Origin of the sequence: Algihabitans sp. (assembly GCF_965226985.1) — a bacterium.
Taxonomy (GTDB): domain Bacteria; phylum Pseudomonadota; class Alphaproteobacteria; order Kiloniellales; family DSM-21159; genus Algihabitans.
In genome coordinates, this window is sequence record NZ_OZ245712.1 from 3,354,482 (window position 1) to 3,377,617 (window position 23,136).

Below are 23,136 nucleotides of genomic sequence, written 5' to 3' on the forward strand. Positions count from 1 at the left end.
GGTCCGATCGCGAGCGGTCCGGTGGCCGGGATGCCACCGGACCGGTTGCGGCCGGCGTCTCTTTTTCACTCTCCTGACAAGGAACTGCCGCCCCCATGGCCCCGATGGCAGAGACTTCGATTAGCCGACCCTCGATACGGAAGCCACGCCGGGCGCGCGGTGGCGTCATCCCCGTCGTGGAATGGGGCCTGCTGATCTTTCTGCTGCTCTATCCCTTCGCGGTCAGTTACCTGACGGCCGGCGAGGGTGAGCCCGACTTCAACAACTTCTGGGTCATCCGCGTCACCACGATCCTGATCCTCGCCAAACTGGCGATCAGTTTCGATCTCTGCTGGGGCTATTCCGGGATCATGTCTTTCGGGCAGGGCCTATTCTTCGGCCTTGCCGGCTATGTCGTCGCCAAGTTCGCCGAGGAACTCGGGTGGCTGCAGATCTTCTTCGTCGTCCCCATGGGCATGCTGGTCGGCTTGCTGGCCGCCTTGCTGGTCGGCTGGTTCCTCCTGCTCGGCAAACGCACGCCCACGGTGATTTTCGTCGCGCTCGGCACCCTGACCGCCTCCTACGCCGCAGAACGGCTGGTGGCCGGCTGGCTCTGGGTCGGCGCCGGCAACGGTCTGTCGATCTGGGACTTCCTGATGATCGGCGGCTACGAGCTGGAGCCGGGACTGGCCTTCTACTACGTCGCGCTGCTGTTCCTCTGTCTCGTCTATCTCGCCAGCCGCTATCTCGTCCGCTCCCAGTTCGGGCTTGTGCTCGCCGGCATGCGGCAGAACGAGGAGCGGATCGCCTTCTTCGGCTACCGCGTGCAGGTCTACAAGGCGATCGTCTTCTCCTTCGCCGGCATGATTGCCGGCCTCGCGGGCGCGCTCTACAGCTATCACGAAGGCTTCGTGGGTCCCTCCAGCGTGGGCATCGGGATCTCCACCTACGCCGTTCTCTACGGGCTGTTCGGGGGCATCGGCACGCTGATCGGCCCGGTGATCGGGGCCGGCGTGATCGAGACCCTGAGACTCTTTCTCTCTGACATCGATGCCATCAAGAACTACTGGCCGGTCGTGCTGGGCATCATCATGTTGGTCGTCGTCGCCTACCGCCCCACGGGGCTTCTGGGACTGATCGTCTCCGAGCGTGAGCGCATCGGCTCCTTCGGCGCCCCGCTGCGCGGCAAATCCTCCGAAGATGGAGCGTCGGCGAGAGTCGAACGGGCGAAAGTCGAACGGGCGGGAGTCGAACGGGCGGGGGCGGACGATGGCGCTGCTTGAGGTCCGTGGCGTCGGCAAGACCTTCGGGGCGCTGCGCGCCCTGGGTGAGGTCGACGTGACCGTTCGCGAACGCAGCTTCCACGGCTTGATCGGCCCGAACGGTTCCGGCAAGTCGACGCTTCTGAAAGCCATTGCCGGGGCGCATTTTGCGAACGAAGGCACCATCGGCTTCGACGGCGCGGACATCACCACGGCGACGCCGGCGGAGCGCGCCAAGCGCGGTCTCTCGCTGAAGTTCCAAATCACCGCGATCCTGCCGGAACTCTCCGTCTACGATAACCTCCTGCTCGCGGTGCAGGCCGACCAGTCGCTCTGGACCTTGCTGCGCTCGAAAAGCCGCGCCGCCCTCCACGACGAGGTGATGGACCTGCTGGAGCGATTTCTGCTGGCCGACCTGATGACCGATCTGGCCGGCGAGTTGAGCCACGGTCAGCAGCAGTGGCTTGAGATTGCCATGGCCATGGCCGTGAAGCCGAAGCTGTTGCTGCTCGACGAGCCGACCGGCGGCATGAGTCCGGAAGAACGGCGCGTGACCGGCGAACTGCTGATGCCGATCAAACAGAGCTGCGCCCTGGTCATCGTCGAGCACGACCTGGATTTCATCAAGGACATCTGCGATCACCTGACCGTGCTGGATCAGGGGAAGGTGCTGGACGACGGCACGGTGGCGGAGATCGAGACGTCGGCGCGCGTGCAGGAGGTCTATACGACCCGTGTCTAGTCCCGCTTCCACCCCCACGGCCCAACCGGTCCTCAGCAAGGCGACGATCCTCGACGTGCAGGAACTAGATGCCGGCTACGGCCGCAGTCAGGTCCTGTCGAAGGTCGACCTCACAGCGAAGGCGACCGGCGGCATCGCCTTGCTCGGCCGCAACGGTGCCGGCAAGAGCACCTTGCTCAAGACCCTGATCGGTGAGATTCAGGCCATGCAGGGAACGATCTGGTTCGACGGCCAGAATGCCCACGAACACGGGACCGAATGGCGTGTCCGACAGGGCATGGGGTACGTGCCGCAGGAACAGGCGGTCTTCGGCAAGTTGACGGTGCGCGAGAACCTTTTGCTCGGCGCCGTGAGGCAGAAGGACAAGTCCGGCATCGACATGGTGCTCGATTTCTTCCCCAAGCTGGGTCAGCGGCTGGAGCAGACCGCCGGCACCCTGTCGGGGGGCGAGCGCAAGATGCTGGCGATCGGCCGAGCGCTGCTGGGCAAACCGCGCCTGCTTATGCTGGACGAGCCGACCGAGGGTGTCTGGATCGGAGTCATCGAGGAAATTGCCGAACGCCTGCGCGCCTTGACCTCCGAGATGTCCGTCATCCTGGTCGAGCAGCATGTGGAACTGGCCCTGCGTGTGGCGGACTACGCCTACGTCATGGATCGCGGCACGATCGCATTGCAGGGCCCGGCGGCGGAGGTGAAGGATGACCCCCGTCTCCTGCGCTATCTCGCGCCCTAGCCACCGGAGCGTCTCAAATAGCCGGACCAGGGCGAGCCGGCGACGCGAAACGAGTTTCATCGAGAGGGAGGAGCAGCAGCCATGACCGTCAAGGTACCGACACTGGACCAGGTCTACGAGATCGCCGAGGAACTGGGCATCTCCTTCGATCCAGAAGACGCGGCCTCGTTCCGCGACCTGATGGTGGGCAACCTCGCCTCCTACGACGTGGTCGATGCGATGCCGGATAACCTGCCCGAGGTGAAGTACCCGCGCACCACCGGGCAGCGTCCTCTACCTGAAGACAATCCCCTCAACGCCTGGTACGTGAAATCCACCATCGAGGGCGCGCCCTCCGGCAAGCTCAAGGGCAAGACCGTCGCGATCAAGGACAACGTGATGGTGGCCGGAGTGCCGATGATGAACGGCTCCAGCACGTTGGAGGGCTACGTCCCGGACGTGGATGCGACGGTGGTTGAGCGCCTGCTGGATGCCGGCGCGACGCTGATGGGCAAGGCCCACTGCGAGTACTTCTGCCTGTCGGGCGGCAGCCACACCAACGCGACGGGCCCCGTCCACAATCCGCACAAACACGGCTATTCGGCCGGCGGCTCCTCCTCGGGCTCTGCGGCGCTGGTCGCTGCCGGCGAGGTCGACATGGCAATCGGCGGCGACCAGGGCGGTTCGATCCGGATGCCGGCCTCCTGGTGCGGCATCTACGGCATGAAACCGACCCATGGCCTGGTGCCTTACACCGGGATCATGCCCATCGAGATCTTCGTCGACCACACCGGCCCCATGACGGCGACAGTCAGCGACAACGCCCTGATGCTGGAGGCCATCGCCGGCCCCGACGGTTACGATCCCCGCCAATACGACGTGCGGACGGCTCCCTACACCGAAGCGCTGGGCGGCGAGCTGTCGGGCCTGAAGATCGGCGTGGTGACCGAGGGCTTCGGACAGCCCAACGCGGAGGACGACGTCAACACCAAGGTCAAGGCGGCGGCAAAGAAGCTGGCCGCCCTAGGCGCGACGGTCGAGGAGGTGTCGATCCCGATGCATAACGCCGGCCTCGCCCTCTGGATGCCGATCGGCGTCGAAGGCCTGACCCAGACCATGATGCATGGCGACGGCTACGGCGTATCGCGTCCGGATCTCTACGTCACCAGCCTGATGGACTTCCATCGGAACTGGCGGAGCAGGGCCAACGAGCTGAGCGACACCACCAAGCTTTTGACCCTGCTCGGCACCTACATGCGGAAGTACTACGGCAGCCGCTTCTACGGCAAAGCGATGAACATCGTCCGACGCCTGCGCGCGGCCTACGACGCGGAACTCGCCAACTACGACCTGCTGCTGATGCCGACGACGCCGCAGAAGGCACAGCCGATTCCGGAGCCGGATGCGCCCCGCGAGGAATACATCCAGCGGGCCTACGAGATGATCTCCAACACCGCGCCCTTCGACCTGACGCACCATCCGGCCATGGCGGTTCCCTGCGGCCTGTCCGACGGACTGCCGGTCTCGATGATGCTGATCGGCCGCCACTACGAGGAGTCGACCATCTACAAGGCGGCCTACGCCTTCGAGCAGAGCGACGACTGGAAGACGATGTAGAACCTCCTCCGCCTGGAGAGCGATCGTCTCAGGTGGAAGCGTTTGGATTCCACCTGAGACGTAAAGTCTCTATTCGGCGGGTGCCTCAGCCCCCTTCGCCCCAGGCTTGCGTCGGGAGCGTTCGCTGAGACGCTGCATCACCAGATAGAAGACCGGCGTGAAGAGCAGGGACATCAGCGTCGCGGCGATCATGCCGCCGACCACGGCGTAGCCCACGGCCTGACGGCTCGCCGCGCCGGCACCGGTGGCGAGCAGCAGCGGCATGAAGCCAGCGATGGAGGAGATCGCCGTCATCAGGATAGGACGGAACCGCCGGCGCGACGCCTCGGCCGCCGCTTCCAGAATACCAAGCCCACCCTCTCGCTCCTGCCGGGCGAACTCGACGATCAGGATGGCATTCTTACTGGCCAGCCCGATCAAGAGGACGATCCCGATCTGGGTATAGACGTTGTTGTCGGACCCGCCGATCAACAGGGCAACCACGGTTCCGAGAATCGCTAGAGGCACCACCAGGATGACGGCGGCCGGGCTCGTCCAGCTTTCGTACTGGGCCGCCAGCACGAGAAAGACCAGAAGGATGGCGAGCCCGAAGATCGCGATGGCTTCGCTGCCCACCTGCCGTTCTTGATAGGAGACGCCGGTCCACTCGTACCCCATCGCCACCGGCAACTTGGCATCCGCCATCTCCTCCATCAGCAGCAGAGCCTGGCCGGAGCTGAAACCCGGCGCCGCCTGACCGGTGATGGAGGCCGCCGGAAAGAGGTTGTAGCGCAGGATCGTTTGCGGCCCGGTGATGTAGTCGACATCGACCAGAGCCCCCATCGGCACCATGTCGCCATCGGCGTTGCGGACCTCGAGCCGCCGAATGTCCTCTGGCGTCAGGCGGAAGCGATGGTCCGCCTGAACCTTGACCTGCCAGGTCCGGCCGAAGCGATTGAAGTCGTTGACATAGGCGGATCCTAGGTAGGCCTGCAGCGTTCCGAAGATCTCGTCTAAGGAGACGCCGAGCCTCTTGGCCTGGGTCCGGTTGACCTCCGCGAAGAGCTGCGGGACCGACGCTCGAAAGGTCGTATTGAGATTGGTCAGGCCGGATTGGGCATTGCCGTCCACGATCAGTTCCTGCGCCATGGCTCCCAGCTCCGTCAGGCCGACGTTGCCGCGCGCCTGGAGCTGCATCTGAAAACCACCGGATACGCCGAGGCCGCTGATCGCAGGCGGTGGAAAGCCGAAGACCAACGCCTCCTGAATTCCGAACAGCCGGCCTTGCAAGTTGCCCAGAATGGCATTCGACGCAAGGTGCGGCTCCCTGCGCTCTTCCCAGGGTGTCAAGACGACGAAGACCACTGCCGAGTTGGACGCGGCCGTTCCGTCGATCAAGGAGAAGCCGCCGAGCGTGACCCAGGTCTCGACGCCGGGGGTTCCTTCGACGATCTCGTCGATCCGCTGAAGCACCTGCGTCGTGCGGCCTAGGGATGCTCCGTCGGGAAGCTGCACGTTGACCAACAAGTAACCCTGGTCCTCTTGCGGCAGGAATCCGGTCGGGACCTGCGTGAACTGCCAGCCGGTCAGCGCCAACAAACCTACGAACAACACCATCGCCAGGGCCGAGCGACGCAGGAGCGACCGCGCGACCCCGGCATAGCCGGAGCCGGCGACGGCGAAGGCCTTGTCGAAACCGCGAAAGAGAGCGTTCTTGCGCTCCGGCTGCGGCCGCAACAGCAAGGCTGAGAGGGCCGGGCTCAGGGTCAAGGCGTTCAGGGTGCTGAAGACCGTCGCGGCAGCGATCGTCAGGGCGAACTGCCGATACATCTCGCCGGTAATGCCCGGCAGGAAGGCCGCCGGAATGAAGACCGCCATCAAGACCAGGCTGGTGGCCACGACCGGGCCGGAGACCTCCGACATCGCCTTGATCGCGGCATCCCAGGAGCTGAGCCCCTTGTCGATGTGCGACGCGGTAGCCTCCACGATGACGATGGAATCGTCGACCACCACGCCGATCGCCAGCACCAGGCCGAACAGCGTGAGCATATTGAGCGAGAAGCCCAGAGCCGCCATCACGGCGAAGGTGCCGATCAGCGCAACCGGGATCGTAACCGCCGGCACCAACGTCGCCCGCCAGTCCTGCAGGAAGAGGAAGAGCACCAGGAAGACCAGCACGCCGGCCTGAAACAGGGTCATAACGACGCCGTCGATGGAGGCCTGGACGAACAGGGTGGTGTCGTAGGGAACGGCGTAGTCCACGCCCTGGGGGAAGAGGGCCGACGCCTCCGCCATGGCGGCCCGCACGTCGGTGGCCACCTGCAGCGCATTGGCACCGGGAAGCTGGTAGATCAGGACACTTGCGGAACTCGATCCCTCCAGCGTCGAGGTCAGGTCGTAATTCTGGCCTCCCAATTCGACACGCGCGACGTCGCGCAGACGTACAAGGCGTCCGTCCTCGGACGTCTTGACGATGATCTCCTCAAACTGTTCGACCTCGCTCAGACGCCCCAGCACGTTGACCGACAACTGCAGACCCTGGGTTTCCGGCGCCGGCGGCTGGCCGATCTGACCGGCCGCGACCTGGACGTTCTGTTCGCGAACGGCCGCCAGGACCTCCTGCGTGGTGATCTCGCGCGATCTCAACTGTTGCGGGTCGAGCCAGATCCGCATGCTGTACTCGCTGCTCGGAAAGACCGAGACCTCGCCCACGCCCTCGACCCGGCTCAAACGGTCGCGCAGCTGCAGAGTGGCGAAGTTGCTGAGGAACAGCTCGTCATAACGTCCGTCCGGCGAGGACAGCGAGACGATCATGACAATGTTGGTCGACTGCTTCTTGGTGCTGACGCCCTGCCGGACCACCTCCTCAGGCAGGCGCGGCTCGGCGAGAGCGACGCGGTTCTGGACGAGGATCTGCGCGAGATCGAGATCGGTCCCGACCTCGAAACTCACCGTCAGGCTGTAGGAGCCGTCGCTGGCACTGGTCGAGGACATATAGAGCATGCCTTCGACACCGTTGACCTCCTGCTCGATCGGCGCGGCGACGGTTTCGGAAATGACCTCGGCGCTGGCGCCCGGGTAGACCGCACTGACCTGAACGGTCGGCGGCGTGATCTCGGGATACTGTGCGACGGGCAGACCGAACAGCGTCACCAAACCGGCGATCACGATCACGATCGAGATGACACTCGAAAAGATCGGCCGCTCGATGAAGAATTGGGACGACATCTCTGCGGCCGATCAGTCGTTTGCCGCGTCGGGCGCGGCGCCGTCGCCGGCGGCCCTCTGTCCATCCCCGCGCCGACCGCCCTCCGATGCGGAGCCACCGTGCGCCGAGAGCAGCAGCGACGACATGTCGATCTCCTGCGCCTGAACCGCGATGCCCTCCCGAGCGCGCTGCACGCCGGTGACGACGACTCTGTCGCCGGGATCGATCCCCCGCTCTATCACGCGCAGGCCGTCGACCAGCTGGCCCAACGTGACGCCTCGCTTCTCGACGATGCCTTCGTCGTTGACGACCAGCAGATAGCGGCCGCTCTGATCGAAACCGACGGCGTTCTCGCTGACCAGCGGCATCTCCGCACGCTGGGCGATCGGCACGCGGACCCTGGCGAAGAGACCAGGAAGCAGAGCCGGCTGCTCGCCCGGATTCTGTAGAACGCCGCGAACCTGCAAGGTTCCCGTGTCGGGATCCACTTGCGATTCCGTGAAATCGGTGACGCCGATGTGCGGATACCCCTCCTCCGTCGTCAGACCGACTTCGATCGGAAAGTTCGCTTGATCTCTGGTCGACCCGCCCTCGCCCATCTCGCTGCGGATGCGTTCGATGGCTCGCAGCAGGTCGCGTTCGTTGACCTCGAAGTAGACGTGTATGGGATCGTAGACGGTGATGTCGGTCAGAACCGTGGCGGAGCCCTGGCCCACGAGGTTGCCCACGTCGACCAGGTTGCGGCCCACACGGCCGGACAGGGGGGCCGTCACCTGCGTGTAGCCCAGGTCGATCCGCGCGCTCGTCAGATTGGCTTCGCGGACCAGGACCTCGGCTTCCGCCGAAAGGTAGTCGGCCTCCGCCTCATCCAGACTGGCTTGGGAGATGTTGCCGCGCTGAATCAGGGTCCGAGCCCGACCCAGGGTTTTCTCCGCTTCGCTCAAGACGGCTTGGGCCCGGACCAGTTCGGCTTCGGCGGCCTGGACGGAGGCCTCGTATTCCAGAGGGTCGATCGTGAAGAGCAGATCGCCCTTCAAGACTTCGCTGCCGATCTCGAAGTGAACGGCCTGCAGCACGCCCGGAACGCGCGCCGGGATCTCGACACGGGCATAGGCCACTGTCGTACCGCTGAACTCCAGATACTCGGTCACGTCCTGGATCAGAGGCTGAGCCACCGTGACCGTCGGCGGCGGCGGAGGTGCATAGACGTTCTGCTCTTCGCAGGCCCCGAGGAAGAGCAGGACACCAAAGGCACCGCAAAGCCTTCCGAGACCGCGAGGTCTGCCGAAATGCACTGGTCTAGGCAAGTGCTCCAAATTGCTGTCCGGCATTGTCACCTTCCAGGGCAAGGTTTGAGCATTGGATGTCTGAATGCTCGGGAACGCTACCTCAAGGCCCGCTTCAGCGCGATATTATTCAATGTGACAGGCCTCACAATGACCTGCCTTTTGAAGCTTCGCCAGGACGCCATTGGGCAATCGATTCTCACCCTCCCTTTCAGAGAGATGATCGGAAAGCGATCCGGGCATCTCCATCTTGACGCCGATTTTTATTTGCTTACATATGAATAATCCAATCGCCGATCTGCTCACGGCAAGCCGGTCTCCAATTCAGTTTTCGGGCAACGACGTCTCAAGTCCCGATTTCGTTGAGAGGCTCGGCCCGTCCGTACAATCGCGCTGCGAAGAGCAGAGACCGCACTCTCCCTGAACGCGGCAAAAGTATCGAAGGCCGAAGATGACATTCAGATTTCCGAGCGCCTACACGATTCTCTTCGGTTTGATCGTCGCCGTTGCGGTGGCCACCTGGTTCGTTCCGGCGGGTCAGTACACGCGCGAACTGAACGAAGAATTGGGACGGGAGGTCCCAATTCCCGGCACCTATCGGCAGGTCGAACCCAATCCACAGGGCGTCCTCGACGTGGCGATGGCACCGATTGCAGGTTTCTTCGATCCGGTCAGCTACGAGGCCCGTGCCATCGACGTCGCCCTGTTCGTCTTGATCATCGGCGGCTTTCTGGGGGTGGTGACCAAGACGGGGGCCATCGACGCGGGCATCGAGCGTGCCATGCAGGCACTCCGAGGTCGCGAAAAGTGGATGATTCCGATCCTGATGGCGCTTTTCGCTGCAGGAGGAACCATCTACGGCATGGCGGAGGAGACGCTGGCCTTCTACGCCCTGATCATCCCGGTCATGATCGCCGCGCGCTACGACGCGCTCACCGGCGTGGCCATCATCATGCTCGGCGCCGGCGTCGGCACCCTCGGCTCCACCATCAATCCCTTCGCCACCGTCATCGCTTCCGATGCGGCAGAGGTTCCCTTCACCGAAGGCATCGTCCTGCGCTTCGCGATCCTGTTCGTTTGTTGGCTGGCCTGCGTCCTCTACGTGATGCGCTATGCCGAGCGGGTGCGCGCGAACCCCGACCTTTCCATCGTGGCCGACCGACGCGCGTCGAACGAGGCCCACTTCCTAAAGGGCCGTAGCCTGTCGGAGGATGCCGAGAGAACCGACTTCACGACGACCCGCAAGCTCGTCCTGACGATCTTCGCCGCCAGCTTCGGAGTGATGATCTGGGGCGTATCGATGGGCGGCTGGTGGATGGCCGAGATGTCGGCTCTCTTCCTCGTCGCCGCCATCGTCGTCGGTGTGATCGCGCGCATCGGGGAGGAAGACTTCACCAACACCTTCGTGGACGGCGCGCGCGACCTCCTCGGCGTCGCGCTGGTGATCGGCATCGCACGCGGGATCGTCGTGGTGATGGACGCAGGCAACATCACCGACACGATCCTGTTCTGGTCGGAGACTGCCGTCGAGGGCCTGTCGGAAGTCGGCTTCATCAACACCATGTTCGGTCTCCAGGCCGCGCTTTCGTTTCTGGTCCCCTCCTCCTCCGGCCTTGCCGTTCTGACCATGCCCATCATGGCCCCGCTGGGCGACTTCGCCGGTGTTCCGCGCGACTTGGTCGTCACGGCCTATCAATCCGCCAGCGGTCTCGTGAATCTCGTCAACCCGACCTTTGCCGTCGTCATGGGCGGCCTGGCGCTCGGCCGCGTTCCTTACGAACGCTGGCTGCGTTTCATGTGGCCCCTGCTGCTGATCCTGACCGCGATCATCATGGTGGCGATCAGTCTCGGCACGGTGGTCGGATAAGCCGGCCCAGCCGGTCCGCAAACCGCAAATAGGCCGACGGCGCGACAGCGTCGGCCCATCCCGGAGACAGAAGATGACCGCCTACGGTGTGCATTCCGAAGTCGGCAGGCTCCGCAAGGTGATCGTTCACCGGCCGGGACTTGCCATCGCCCGCCTGACCCCCTCGAACTGCCAGGAACTGCTGTTCGACGACGTACTCTGGGTGAAACGGGCGCGGCAGGAACACCTCGCCTTCGTCGACGAGCTGCGCGCGCGAGGGATCGAGGTCTATCACGTCCGCGAACTGCTGGAGGAGACTCTGCGCGATCCCGTTGCGCGCAAATGGCTTCTGGATCTCCGCATCACCGAGAACATCGTCGGCGTCGGACTGGCTCAGGAGCTTCACGCCTGCCTGACCGAAATGGAGGCCTATCGGCTTTCCGTCCACCTGATCGGCGGGATCAACCGGGCAGAGCTGCCCTTCGAGCCGAAGGGGCTGCTGGGGCGCCTGCTCGCGCCGCAGGATTTCGTGCTGCCACCGCTGCCCAATCAGCTTTTCACGCGCGACCCCTCGGCCTGGATCTACGGCGGTGTGACGCTGCATCCCATGTTCTGGCCGGCCCGCCGTCAGGAGACCCTGAACATGGCGGCGATCTACAGGTTCCATCCGATGTTCAAGGACGATGACTTCCAGGTCTGGTGGGGCGGCGATGTGGAGACCGATCACGGCCAGGCCCATGTCGAAGGCGGCGACATCCAGCCACTGGGCAAGGGCGTCGTCCTGATCGGCATGGGCGAACGCACGACCCCGCAGGCCGTCGGACAGATCGCCCGCAGGCTTTTCGCCGAGGGCGCGGCGGAGCACATCGTCGCCGCGGCCATGCCGAAGGATCGTGCGGCGATGCATCTGGACACGGTCTTCACCTTCTGCGACCGCGATCTGGTGAACATCTACCCGGAGGTCGTGCAGGCGATCCGCCCCTTCTCCCTCCGTCCGGGACCGGCCGAGGGCGAGCTCTCCGTGGTCGAGGAACAGACGGACTTTCCCGCCGTGGTGGCGAAGGCGCTCGGTCTGAAGAAACTGCGCGAGGTGCACACGGGCGGCGACGCCTACGAGGCGGAACGCGAACAGTGGGACGACGGCAACAACGTGGTGGCCCTGGAGCCGGGCGTCGTCATGGCCTACGAGCGCAACACCTACACCAACACGCTGCTGCGGAAGGCCGGCGTCGAGGTCGTCACCATCGCGGGCAACGAGTTGGGCCGGGGCCGCGGTGGCGGCCACTGCATGACCTGTCCGATCCTGCGTGACGGGCTGGACGACTGACCCCAATCGCCGCACGCGCGCATGCCGCCACAGGGAGACGCCTTCGATGGCCTTCAATCTCAAGGGACGCAGTTTCCTCAAGATCCTGGATTTCAGCCAGCGCGAGATGCGCTTCCTGCTGGATCTCGCCCGCGATCTGAAACGGGCCAAGTACACGGGCACGGAGCAGCAGCACCTCAAGGGCAAGAACATCTGCCTGATCTTCGAGAAGAGCTCGACACGGACCATGTGCGCCTTCGAGGTCGCGGCGATGGATCAGGGCGCGGGCGTCACCTACCTCGGCCCTTCCGGCTCCCAGATCGGACATAAGGAATCGATGAAGGATACCGCCCGTGTCCTGGGCCGCATGTACGACGCCATCGAGTATCGCGGATTCGGGCAGGAGACGGTGGAGGAACTCGCCGAATACGCGGGCGTGCCCGTCTTCAACGGCCTGACCGATGAGTTCCATCCGACGCAGATGTTGGCCGATCTACTGACCATGCGCGAGCACAGCGACAAGCCGCTGCACGACGTCTCCTACGCGTTCGTCGGCGATGCCCGCAGCAATATGGGACATTCCCTGATGATCGCGGGCTGTCTGATGGGAATGGACGTCCGCATCGCTGCACCCAAGACCAACTGGCCAGGCGACGAGTTTGTGAAGCCGGCCCGTGAGCTGGCGGAAAGCTACGGCGCTCGCTTGACGCTGACCGAGGATCCGAAAGAAGCCGTCAAGGGCTGCGACTTCATCCACACCGACGTCTGGGTTTCCATGGGCGAGCCCGACGATGTCTGGGAGGGGCGGATCAGGCTGCTGACACCCTACAGGGTCGACAGCGCGCTGATGGCGGCGACCGGCCTCCCCTCCACCAAGTTCATGCACTGCCTGCCCGCCTTCCATAACCGCGAAACCAAGGTCGGGGAGGAGATGTTTCAGAAGTTCGGGGTTACGGAAATGGAGGTGACGGAGGAGGTGTTCGAGTCGCCGGCCGGCGTTCAGTTCGAGCAGGCAGAGAACCGGATGCATACCATCAAGGCGATCCTCGTCGCGACGATCGGGAGCTAAACCATGCGCATCGTCGTCGCCCTCGGCGGCAACGCGCTGCTGCGCCGCGGCGAAGCACTGACGGCCGAGAACCAGCGCGCGAACGTTCGGATCGCCGCGCAGGCTCTTGCCCCCATCGCGCGCGAACATCAGCTCGTCGTGTCTCATGGCAACGGACCACAGGTCGGCCTGCTCGCCTTGCAGGGTGCCGCCTACAAACCGGACGAAACCTATCCTCTCGATGTTCTGGGCGCCGAGACCGAGGGCATGATCGGCTACATGATCGAACAGGAGATGGGAAATCTGCTGCCGGTCGAGACGCCCTTCGCCACGATCCTGACCATGATTGAGGTCGATCCCGACGACCCCGCTTTCGGCGATCCGACCAAGTTCATCGGCCCGGTCTACGAAGAGTCCGAAGCGCGTCGTCTGGCAGCGGAGAAAGCCTGGTCGATCAAGCCCGACGGCGACACCTGGCGGCGCGTCGTCCCCTCGCCGCGTCCCAAGAGGATCTTCGAGATCCGCCCGATCACCTGGCTGCTGGACCGCGGGACCGTCGTCATCTGTGCGGGCGGCGGCGGCATTCCCACGGTCTACGATGCCCAGCGAAAGTTGCGCGGCGTCGAAGCCGTGATCGACAAGGACTTCGCCAGCGAATTGCTTGCCCGTGAACTCGACGCCGATCTCTTCGTGATGGCGACCGATGCGGACGCCGTCTACGTGAATTGGGGTAAGCCGGAAGCCAGAGCGATCAAGCGCGCAGGGCCGGAGTCCCTTGGCGCCTACAACTTTCCCGCCGGCTCCATGGGACCGAAGGTGGAAGCCGCCTGTCACTTCGCGGAAAGCACCGGAAAGGCGGCCGCCATCGGGGCCTTGGCCGACCTGCCGGGTATCGTGGCCGGCACGGCGGGAACCACCGTGTCCAGCGACACGACAGAGACGGTCTGGCACGCCCCATGACATCTCCACCGGCATCCTGAAACTCGCGCCGCCGAGGGGCCGGTGCCGAGCCCCGGAAACCATCGCAAGAGTCGGGATAAACAAGCCTGTAACGCTTTAGGCACTGGTACTGACCGGCGGTCTGGAGTACAGGGCCTTGGGGGAGAGACGAAGCGCGGAGGCAACGGCCCGGACGACCGGGCCGACGAGGAAGCCATGGTTCTCAATCTGGTTCGCTACTCCCGTATTCTCGAGATCGTCGGCGATATCCTGAAAGTCCGGGTGCCGGAGAGCGGTGACGGCAAGGAGGCGACGGTTCGTTTTGGCGATCTCGCCGTCCTGGAGCAGGACGAGGGGCAGCAGTCCCTGGCTCAGGTCATCAACATCGACCGCGATGTGGTGTCGCTGCAGATCTTCACCGGGACCAAGGGCATCTCCACGGGCTCGAGCGTGACCTTCCTCGGCCACCCGATGCAGGTCACCTACTCTCCCAACATCCTGGGCCGGGTGTTCGGCGGAACCGGAAGGCCGATCGACGGCGGGCCGGAGTTGGAGATGGACGCCAAGGTGAACATCGGCGGTCCCTCGGTGAACCCGTGCGAGCGCATAGTACCGAAGCGGATGATCCGCACCGACGTTCCGATGATCGACGTCTTCAACTCCCTCGTCGAAAGCCAGAAGATCCCGATCTTCTCCGTGGCGGGGGAGCCCTTCAATCCCTTCCTGGCACGCATCGGGATCCAGGCCGATGCCGACATCGTGGTCTTCGGCGGCCTGGGCCTGATCTTCGATGACTACTACACCTTCCGAAAGGCCTTCGAGGATGCGGGCGTCTTCTCCCGCACGGTGATGTTCATCAATCAGGCGTCGGATCCCATTGTCGAGCGGCTGCTGGTGCCGGACATGGCGCTGGCCGTCGCCGAGCGTTTTGCGGTCGAGGAAGGCAAGCGCGTTCTGGTGCTGTTGACCGACATGACCGCCTATGCGGATGCCCTGAAGGAAGTCGGCATCTCCATGGAGCGGGTTCCCTCCAACCGGGGCTACATGGGTGATCTCTATTCCCAGCTCGCCCGCCGCTACGAGAAGGCCTGCGACTATGCCAAAGGGGGCTCGGTGACGATCCTGACCGTCACCACCATGCCCGGTGGCGACGTCACCCACCCCGTGCCCGACAACACCGGCTACATCACCGAGGGGCAGTTCTATCTGCACGACGGCGTGCTCGATCCCTTCGGCTCGCTCTCGCGCTTGAAACAGAATGTCATCGGCAAGGTGACGCGCGAAGATCACGGGCAAATTATGAACACCATGATCCGCTTCTATTCGGGCGCCCGCGACGCGCAGCAGAAGCAGGCGATGGCCTTCGATCTGTCCGACTTCGACCACAAGCTTCTGAAGTTCGGCGACCTCTTCCGCGACCGCTTCATGGACATCGAGGTCTCGCTGCGGCTCGAAGAGGCCCTGGATCTCTGCTGGGCGACGCTGGCCGCCTGCTTCCGGCCCGAAGAGCTGCTGATGAAGCAGGAACTGATTGAGAAGTACTTCCCGAAGGACGGCGGCGCGACGGCCGAGACCTCGGGGACGGACCAGATGCCGGCGGAGGGTTCGGAACCGGAGAGTCATGGCGAGACTGCAGCTCAATAAGTCCTCGCTGGCGCGCGAGACACGCAACCTGAGGACCTACGAACGCTTCCTGCCGTCGCTCGACCTCAAGCGGCAGCAGTTGATGGCGGAGCGGGCCAAGGCGGCCAGAACCCTGGCCGGGACCAACCGCGAGATCCTCGATCTCAAACGGAAGGTCGGACGGCAACTGCCGATGCTGGCCAACGTGAACGTCGATCTGAGCGACCTGGCGACCGTGACGGAGGTCGCGATAGAGACGGAGAACCTGGTGGGAACGCATCTGCCGCGCCTGGAGCGGGTCGAGGTGCGGATCAGGCCTTACGCGCTGCTGTCGAAGCCCCATTGGGTGGATACCGCCGCCGATCTGCTGCGCGACATGCTGCGTCTTCGGGTTCGGCTGCAGGTCGAGGAGCAGCGGGTGGCCTTGCTGGACCAGGCGGTCAAGACCATCACCCAGCGGGTCAATCTCTTCGACAAGGTTCTGATCCCCCGGGCCAAGGCCAACATCAAACGCATCCGCATCTACCTCTCGGACGAACAGATGGCCGCCGTCGTCCGCTCCAAAATCTCCAAGCGCAAACATGCCGCGGAGGGCGCGTCATGAGCATCGCTCGGCTGAAGAAGGTCAGTCTCTGCGGCCTGCTGAAGGAAAAGCACGAGCTTCTGGAGGCGCTGCAGGACCTGGGCTGTATGCACCTGCTGCCCCTGCGCCCGCCCCCGGCGGAGGTCGAGAAGGTGGCCACGCCACGCGCCGAGGGGGCCTACAAAGCGCTCAGGTTTCTGAGCGACGTCGCGGCGAAGCGTCGTCAGGTCGTGCGCGATCCGCAGTTCGACGTCGAGCGGCTGGTCAGGCAAACCCTCGACCTCCAACAGCACCTGCGCGACGCGACCGACCGACGCGACTTCCTCGCGCATCGGATCGCCGCGGTCGAGCCCTGGGGCGACCTGATCTTCCCGCCACACGAAGCTCTGGCGGGTTATAGGTTGTGGTTCTACATCCTGCCGCTTACCGACCTGGAGGCCCTGACGTCGGTCGATTTGCCCTGGCAGATCGTGCACCGGGATCACCGTGTCGCCTACGTCGTTCTGATCTCGCCGGACGAGCCCTCCAGCCACCTGCTGCCGGTTGCCCGCACCCACACCGGCGCGCTGCCGCTCGCCGAACTGCGGGCTCAGCTGGAGGACATCGAGGTCGCGATCGAGGAACTGGTCGCCCAGCGCCAGGCGCTGACGCGCTACATCTACCTTCTGAGCGTCAATCTTGCCGAAGCGGAGAACCGGGCCGCCCTCGCCTACGCCGAACAACAGACCCGAGACGAGGACAGCGTCGTCGCTGTCCAAGGCTGGGTGCCGCTCGAAGCCGTCGAGGCGGTCGAGGCCTACGCGAGGCGGGCAGATCTGGCCTGTCTGATCGAGGATCCGGGACCGGCGGATGCCCCGCCGACGCTGATCGAACAATCGGAAGACATGAGCGCAGGCGTCGATCTCACCCTCTTCTATCAGGTGCCGAGCTATCGCGCCTGGGACCCGACGCTGCTGCTCGTAGGGTCGTTCTCGCTCTTCTTCGCAATGATCCTGTCCGATGCGGGCTACGGACTGCTGCTGCTCGCCGGCCTCTCCCTCTTCTGGTGGCGCCTGTCCCGCAGTCCCAAGACACGCGCCTATCGGCGCCTCGGCGTGTCTCTCTTCGGCTGCACCGTCGTCTACGGCGTCCTGGTCGGCAGCTACTTCGGAACCTCGCCGCCGGAGGGCTCGCTCCTGGCTAGGCTGCAGATTCTGGAGGTGGACGACTTCGACAGCATGATGCGTCTGTCGATCGTGATCGGCGTGCTGCACATCGTGCTGGCCAATGCGATCATGGCCTACGTCCTGCGCACACGGCTGGTAGCCCTGTCGAAGCTCGGGTGGATCGCCGGGCTCTGCGGCGGCCTGCTGCTCTGGCTGGCCGACGCGGGAAGCCCTTGGGAAAGCGTAAGCCATGCTCTGCTCGCCGGCGGTCTGCTCGCCGTCTTCCTGTTTTCCAGCGAGCGTCCCGCCGGTACGGTCAAGGATCATCTGCTCCGTCTGCTCGACGGGCTCAAAGGCTTGACCGGCGTGATGGGCGCCTTCGGCGACGTGCTCAGCTACATGCGGCTCTTCGCGCTCGGCCTGGCCAGCGCATCGCTGGCCGTAACCTTCAACGATCTGGCGCGCGGCGTTCACGAGGCCTTGCCCGGGATCGGACTGCTGTTTGCCATTCTGCTGCTGATCGTCGGTCACAGCCTCAATCTCGGCCTGTCCCTGATGAGCGGCGTGGTGCACGGGCTGCGGCTCAACTTCATCGAGTTCTACAAATGGGGCCTGCCGGAAGAGGGCGAGTCCTTCAGAAAATTCGCCCGAAAGGAGGTGAAACCGTGAATGAGTTCGTGCTCGCGCTGGGCTGGTCCGGCATCTACGCACCGATGGCCATCGGCGCCATCGGCAGCGCGATCGGCTGCGGCATCGCCGGGCAGGCCGGTATCGGAGCGATGCTGGAGACCGACGGCGGATACGGTCGCTACATCGGCATCTCCGCCTTTCCCTCGACCTTCGTGATCTACGGCATCGTCGTGATGTTCACCCTGGACCGGGCGGTGACGCCCGAGAACGCCGGAGGACTCTTCGGCATCGGCGTCTTCGCGGCCGCCGCCTTCCTCTACTGCGGCATCTGGCAGGGCCGCGCCTGCGCGTCGGCCATCAACGCGGCGAAGGAAAAGCCGGAGATCTTCGGCCTTTCGCTGGCGCCGGCCGCAATCATCGAGGGCTTCGCGGTTTTCGCCTTCGTCTTCGCGCTGGTCATCAGCGCCGGGATTCCGGGAGCTGGGCCGGGAGCCGTACAGTGACCCGTCGCGACGGCAGCGAGACCGGCTCCTCCAGCGGCGTGGACGCCCTGATCGCCCGGCTGCGCGAGGAAGGGGTATCGGCCGGCCGCAGCCAGGCGGCGCAAATCGTCACCGACGCGCAACGTCAGGCGAAGCAGATTCTCGACAAGGCTCACGCGGAGGCGCGCGACCGTTTGGAGACGGCGCGGCGCGAGGCCGATGCCTACCGGGCCGCTGGAGACGAGGCACTGAAGACGGCGATTCGCGATACGGTCTTGAGCATGAAGTCGGACCTGATGCAGCGCTTCAGCGGGGACGTTAGACGTCTGGTCTCTCAACAGCTGGCCGATCCTGAAATTCTGCAAAGGATGATTCTGGAGATCGCCGGCCGCGTCCGTAACGAGGCCGGGGTCGAACCGGGCGATGCTCTGGAGATTGTTCTGCCAGAGACCGCCGTCGGTCTGGAGGAACTGCGCAATAATCCGGAGGAACTGGGAAAAGGACGCCTGACCAAGTTCGTGCTCGGCCTGACCGGAGAGATGCTGCGCGAGGGCGTGACCTTCTCCGCCTCCGAAGACACCAAGGCCGGTATCCAGGTTAAGGTGGAGGGCAAGGACGTCACCCTCGACCTGACCGACGAGGCCGTCGCGGATCTGCTGCTGCAACATCTGCAGCCCCGGTTCCGCGCGGTTCTCGAAGGCATCGTCAAGTAGCCGGGCCGATACAGGGTGAACACCTCGGACGCCTACGTCATGCTGATGTCCAGCCTGCCGAAACCAGGACCGCTGTTCCTGGCGAAACAGCCCCCCCTGTCGCGGCTGAAGCTCGACCTGCGGCTGCGCGTTCTTTCTGCCGAGGAACGGGAGATGCTGAGGCTGGTGGAGGACGTGCTGCACTGGCGCAGGCTTGCCATGGGCGTTTCCGACGAGCTGGTGATCGACCGTGGACGCGCGGCGCTCTCCCGTCTCGACAACGACACTCTGCAGTTCCTCGTTCGCGACAGGCTGGAGATCCGCACCGCCGTCGCGGCCCTGCGCCGCCGCTTGCGCGGTGAGCCCGCGCCGCCGGCGGGCCTTGCCTGGGGGTTCGGGCGCTGGACCGGTCATATCGCGCGCAACTGGAGGGATCCCGCCTTCGCGCTTGAAGGCGTCTTTCCCTGGCTGCGCGAGGCGGATCGGCTCCTGAGACAGAACGACAGCATCGCGCTGGAGCGCCTGCTGCTCGGCGAGGCCTACAAGCGGCTGACACGCCTGGAAGGTGGTCACGCGTTCGATTTCGAGGCCGTGGTGATCTACGTTCTGAAGTGGACCATCGTCGACCGCTGGTCCGCCTACAACGGCGAAGCCGCTACCCGACGTTTCGACGATCTGACAGAGGCTGGTCTGGCCGACTATGCCGCGCTGTCCTTTGATGGAGACGCCCCATGACGGCCAGCCCCTCGAAGACGACCGAACCGGAGGAGAGCCAAAGGGCCGGGAAACGATCGGCGGAGACGTCGTCACCAGACGACCGCCCGGCAACGGCCCGCATCGTCGCGGTCCAGGACGACCTCGTGGAGATCGAAGTGGCCGAAACCGACGAGGGACAGGTCGGGCATCTGATCAAGAACGAGGTGATCCATATTCGGCCGAGCGCCCGGAACGACCGTGGTGAGCAGGAGCGCCTTAAGGCCGAGATCCTGCGCGTCCGCGGCGCGACGGCCGATGCGCAGGTCTACGAAAGTACTCAGGGCGTGGCCGTCGGGGATGCCGTCGAGCAGAGCGGCGAGATGCTATCGGTCGAACTGGGGCCGGGGCTGTTGGGACAGGTCTACGACGGACTGCAGGCGCCCCTGCCGAAAGTCGCCGCCCGCTACGGCATTTTCCTGCCGCGCGGCGTCGAGGTTCCCTCTCTGGAGACGACGCAGAAGTGGTCCTTCGTCCCGAGCGTCACGAGCGGCACCGAGGTCGTGGCCGGAGATACCCTGGGAAGCGTTCAGGAAGGACGCTTCACCCACAAGATCATGGTGCCCTTCGGCTGGCCCGGCAGTTTCCGCGTCGCCTGGATCCAGGAGGGCAACTTCACCGTTCATCAAGTCGTGGCGCGTCTCGAGGACGCCTCCGGACGCGAACGCAGCGTTCGTCTGTCCCAGAAATGGCCGGTTCGCCGGTCGCTGACCGGCGGTCTGCTCAAACGCAGCCTGTCGCGACGGCTCTACCCCAACGAACCGGTGATTACGACCCAACGTCTGATCGATACCTTCTTCCCGATCGCGCGCGGCGGCACGGCCTGCATTCCCGGACCTTTCGGCGCCGGCAAGACCGTGCTGCAGAGCCTGATCTCACGCCACTCCTCGGTGGACGTGGTGATCGTCGTCGCCTGTGGCGAGCGCGCGGGCGAGGTGGTGGAGACCATCAACGAGTTCCCGAAGATGACCGACCCGAAGATGGGTGGGACGCTGATGGATCGAACCGTGATCGTCTGCAACACCTCCTCCATGCCCGTCGCGGCCCGCGAGGCCTCGATCTACACCGGGATCACCCTGGGTGAGTATTACCGCCAGATGGGCTACGATGTGCTGCTGATCGCGGATTCGACCTCACGCTGGGCCCAGGCGATGCGCGAAACCTCGGGCCGGCTGGAGGAGATTCCCGGTGAGGAGGGCTTCCCGGCCTACCTCGAGTCCTCGATCAAGGGGGTCTACGAGCGCGCCGGCGTCATCGAGACGAACGACGGATCGGTCGGCAGCTTGACCATGATCGGCACGGTCTCGCCGGCCGGCGGCAATTTCGACGAGCCGGTCACTCAGTCGACGCTCGCGACGGTTAAATGCTTCCTCGGGCTGTCGGCGGAGCGCGCCTATAAGCGCTTCTATCCGGCAGTCGATCCGCTGTTGTCCTGGTCGCGCTATCTCGGCCAGCTCAAGACCTGGTTCGACGAACAGATGGGGGCCGGCTGGACCGGCCGTGTCGAGGAGATGCAGGATCTGCTCCAACGCGGCGAAGCGGTCATGCAGATGATGCAGGTGACGGGCGAGGAAGGCGTGACACTGGAGGACTTCGTGATCCACCAGAAGGCCCTGTTCCTGGACATGGTCTACCTGCAACAGGATGCCTTCGATCCCGTCGACGCCTCCGTACCCCTCGACCGGCAGCGGCTGACCTTCGACAAGATCTACGGTCATGTCACCCGCGCCTACGGCTTCACGGACAAGGAACAGGCACGCGCCTACTTCACGCGCCTGACGGGGCTCTTCAAGAACTTCAACTACGCGGCCCCGGACTCGCCCGATCATGCGGACCTGCTGAAGCAGATCGACGCGATAGCCGCGACGGCGCCCTGAAGGGACGGCGACCCGCCCAGGGGCTGCCGCAAACCGCAGCCGCCACCGTAGTCCCAAACAGACCGATAGACCCGACGACTTAGGGTTGCGGGTCTTCCCTTGCGTGCCCTCGGCCGTAGACCATATGAAAGCTTTACGAAAGCTTTCGAGCGGACGTGGGGCGGTCTCGGCCGGACCAAGCGCATGTTGAAAGGCCGGCGAATGCGAGGCGAACCCGAGCCGAAGCGTCCATGACGGCTGTTGCTCGACAAGCTCGATTGCGCGCAATGAACGCCCAGACCGTCCGACCGCTTCGGCCGGCGACATCAGAGGTTCCATGCATCCCCTTTTCGGAAGCGCCCCTCATGTTCTCCTGAAGGCTGCCCGGCAGGGCGGCGGCGTGCCCTCGGCGCGTCTGCCGATGCTGGCGCTGCTGTTGGTCTCGACCGGTTTGCGCTGGCCGCTGTCGCTCGCGGAGCAGGCAGTTCAGGCCCGGAAGCTCGGGCGGGCGCGCGGTCGGATCCAGCCCGTCTTCATCGTCGGCCACTGGCGCAGCGGCACGACCCACCTCTACAACACCCTGAGTCAGGGCGACTTCGGCTACGTCACCCCCTTGGCGGCGGGCTTGCCGTGGGATCAGGCGGGCCTCGCGGCCGGTCTGAAACCCTTGCTCGAGCGCATGCTCCCGAAGCGACGCTTCATCGATAACATCCCGGTCACACCGCAGTCGCCGCAGGAAGACGAAGTTCCGCTGGCGAACATGACGACCCTGTCGCTTTACCATGCGCTCTACTTCCCACGGCGGTTCGAGGCGACCTTCCGCCGGGCCGTCTTCTTCGACGGCGCCGAACCGGCGGAGATCGAAGCCTGGCAGGAGGCTCTGGACTACTTCCTGCGGAAGGTCTGGATACAGCAGGGGCGCAAACAGCTCCTGATCAAGAATCCGGCCTACACGGGGCGGATCGACCGGCTAAAGGCCCTTTATCCGGGCGCCAAGTTCATCCATGCCGTGCGGAATCCCTTCGAAGTCTTCGTTTCCATGCGAAACTTCTACGCCAAGTTGCTACCCCAATTCGCTCTCGCCGACTATAATCACATAGATATCGAAGATTTCATCTTGAAGACTCACACGAGGATGATGCGCGACTACCGCTCCGCCAGCGCAGAGATACCGGCGGGCGACCTGGTCGAGGTGCGCTTCGACGCTCTGGAGTCCGATCCGATGGGGGCCATGCAACACGTCTACGAAACGCTGAATCTGCCGGGCTTCGCGGAGACGGAACCGCGTTTTGCGGCCTATCTGAAATCGGTCGATGGCTATCGGAAGAACAGTTTCGCACTCGACGCGGGAACGATCGAACGGGTGTCGGAGGCCTGCGCCGAAACCATTGCCCACTGGAACTTCCCGATTCCGGCGCCCCGCCCAGCAGAGGCGGCCGCTTGACGAG

The 23,136-nt window shown here is 64.5% G+C and carries 18 protein-coding genes; 16 read left to right on the plus strand and 2 right to left on the minus strand.

The genetic code is table 11. From position 1 onward, the window contains the following. Positions 1-95 precede the first annotated feature (95 nt). The 4 genes from ACO054_RS15340 (at position 96) to ACO054_RS15355 (ending at position 4,312) form a co-directional block, all read left to right on the plus strand. Positions 96-1,262, plus strand: a complete 1,167-nt coding sequence (locus ACO054_RS15340) for a branched-chain amino acid ABC transporter permease (RefSeq protein ID WP_421707460.1) — start codon at positions 96-98, stop codon at positions 1,260-1,262. After that, complete coding sequence (locus ACO054_RS15345; protein WP_421707461.1) at positions 1,249-1,983, plus strand: ABC transporter ATP-binding protein; 735 nt, start codon at positions 1,249-1,251, stop codon at positions 1,981-1,983. The genes ACO054_RS15340 and ACO054_RS15345 overlap by 14 nt, the downstream gene beginning before the upstream one ends. Next, positions 1,976-2,716, plus strand: coding sequence for an ABC transporter ATP-binding protein (locus ACO054_RS15350; protein ID WP_421707462.1), 741 nt, complete (start codon positions 1,976-1,978; stop codon positions 2,714-2,716). The genes ACO054_RS15345 and ACO054_RS15350 overlap by 8 nt, the downstream gene beginning before the upstream one ends. Before the next feature lie 81 nt (positions 2,717-2,797). Then, positions 2,798-4,312: an amidase gene (locus ACO054_RS15355; RefSeq protein WP_421707463.1), complete on the plus strand. Its 1,515-nt coding sequence runs from the start codon at positions 2,798-2,800 to the stop codon at positions 4,310-4,312. 69 nt (positions 4,313-4,381) lie between these two features. On the opposite strand, the gene ACO054_RS15360 is transcribed toward ACO054_RS15355, so the two are convergent. Together ACO054_RS15360 and ACO054_RS15365 are read right to left on the minus strand one after the other, a co-directional pair. Then, on the minus strand, positions 4,382-7,519 hold the full coding sequence (locus ACO054_RS15360) for an efflux RND transporter permease subunit (protein ID WP_421707464.1): 3,138 nt from the start codon (positions 7,517-7,519) through the stop codon (positions 4,382-4,384). A gap of 12 nt (positions 7,520-7,531) precedes the next feature. Continuing rightward, complete coding sequence (locus tag ACO054_RS15365) at positions 7,532-8,830, minus strand: efflux RND transporter periplasmic adaptor subunit (protein WP_421707465.1); 1,299 nt, start codon at positions 8,828-8,830, stop codon at positions 7,532-7,534. 406 nt (positions 8,831-9,236) lie between these two features. Between ACO054_RS15365 and ACO054_RS15370 the strand changes: the two genes are divergently transcribed. The 12 genes from ACO054_RS15370 (at position 9,237) to ACO054_RS15425 (ending at position 23,132) form a co-directional block, all read left to right on the plus strand. Continuing rightward, the gene (locus ACO054_RS15370) at positions 9,237-10,652 is read left to right on the plus strand and encodes a YfcC family protein (protein ID WP_421707466.1); all 1,416 of its coding nucleotides are present in this window, start codon (positions 9,237-9,239) and stop codon (positions 10,650-10,652) included. Positions 10,653-10,725: 73 nt separating this feature from the next. Further along, positions 10,726-11,958, plus strand: coding sequence for an arginine deiminase (gene arcA / locus ACO054_RS15375; protein ID WP_421707467.1), 1,233 nt, complete (start codon positions 10,726-10,728; stop codon positions 11,956-11,958). Positions 11,959-12,004: 46 nt separating this feature from the next. Next, positions 12,005-13,006, plus strand: a complete 1,002-nt coding sequence (argF, locus tag ACO054_RS15380; protein ID WP_421707468.1) for an ornithine carbamoyltransferase — start codon at positions 12,005-12,007, stop codon at positions 13,004-13,006. 3 nt (positions 13,007-13,009) lie between these two features. Further along, positions 13,010-13,945, plus strand: coding sequence for a carbamate kinase (gene arcC / locus ACO054_RS15385; RefSeq protein ID WP_421707469.1), 936 nt, complete (start codon positions 13,010-13,012; stop codon positions 13,943-13,945). A gap of 195 nt (positions 13,946-14,140) precedes the next feature. Further along, positions 14,141-15,568 carry a V-type ATP synthase subunit B gene (locus ACO054_RS15390; RefSeq protein ID WP_421707470.1) on the plus strand — a complete coding sequence of 476 codons (1,428 nt, stop codon included), beginning with the start codon at positions 14,141-14,143 and terminating at the stop codon, positions 15,566-15,568. Beyond that, positions 15,546-16,151, plus strand: coding sequence for a V-type ATP synthase subunit D (locus ACO054_RS15395; RefSeq protein WP_421707471.1), 606 nt, complete (start codon positions 15,546-15,548; stop codon positions 16,149-16,151). Before ACO054_RS15390 ends, ACO054_RS15395 begins: the two co-directional genes overlap by 23 nt. Further along, complete coding sequence (locus tag ACO054_RS15400; protein ID WP_421707472.1) at positions 16,148-17,944, plus strand: V-type ATP synthase subunit I; 1,797 nt, start codon at positions 16,148-16,150, stop codon at positions 17,942-17,944. The genes ACO054_RS15395 and ACO054_RS15400 overlap by 4 nt, the downstream gene beginning before the upstream one ends. Further along, entirely contained in the window at positions 17,941-18,408 is a 468-nt protein-coding gene (locus ACO054_RS15405) for an ATP synthase subunit C (protein WP_421707473.1), read from the plus strand. Before ACO054_RS15400 ends, ACO054_RS15405 begins: the two co-directional genes overlap by 4 nt. Beyond that, positions 18,405-19,100: a hypothetical protein gene (locus ACO054_RS15410; RefSeq protein ID WP_421707474.1), complete on the plus strand. Its 696-nt coding sequence runs from the start codon at positions 18,405-18,407 to the stop codon at positions 19,098-19,100. Before ACO054_RS15405 ends, ACO054_RS15410 begins: the two co-directional genes overlap by 4 nt. Before the next feature lie 15 nt (positions 19,101-19,115). Beyond that, positions 19,116-19,814: a hypothetical protein gene (locus ACO054_RS15415; protein WP_421707475.1), complete on the plus strand. Its 699-nt coding sequence runs from the start codon at positions 19,116-19,118 to the stop codon at positions 19,812-19,814. Next, positions 19,811-21,709, plus strand: coding sequence for a V-type ATP synthase subunit A (locus tag ACO054_RS15420; protein ID WP_421707476.1), 1,899 nt, complete (start codon positions 19,811-19,813; stop codon positions 21,707-21,709). The genes ACO054_RS15415 and ACO054_RS15420 overlap by 4 nt, the downstream gene beginning before the upstream one ends. Positions 21,710-22,025: 316 nt before the next feature. Beyond that, positions 22,026-23,132 (plus strand): sulfotransferase family protein, encoded by a 1,107-nt coding sequence (locus tag ACO054_RS15425; protein WP_421707477.1) that lies wholly within the window; start codon positions 22,026-22,028, stop codon positions 23,130-23,132. The last annotated feature ends 4 nt before the right edge of the window (positions 23,133-23,136 follow it).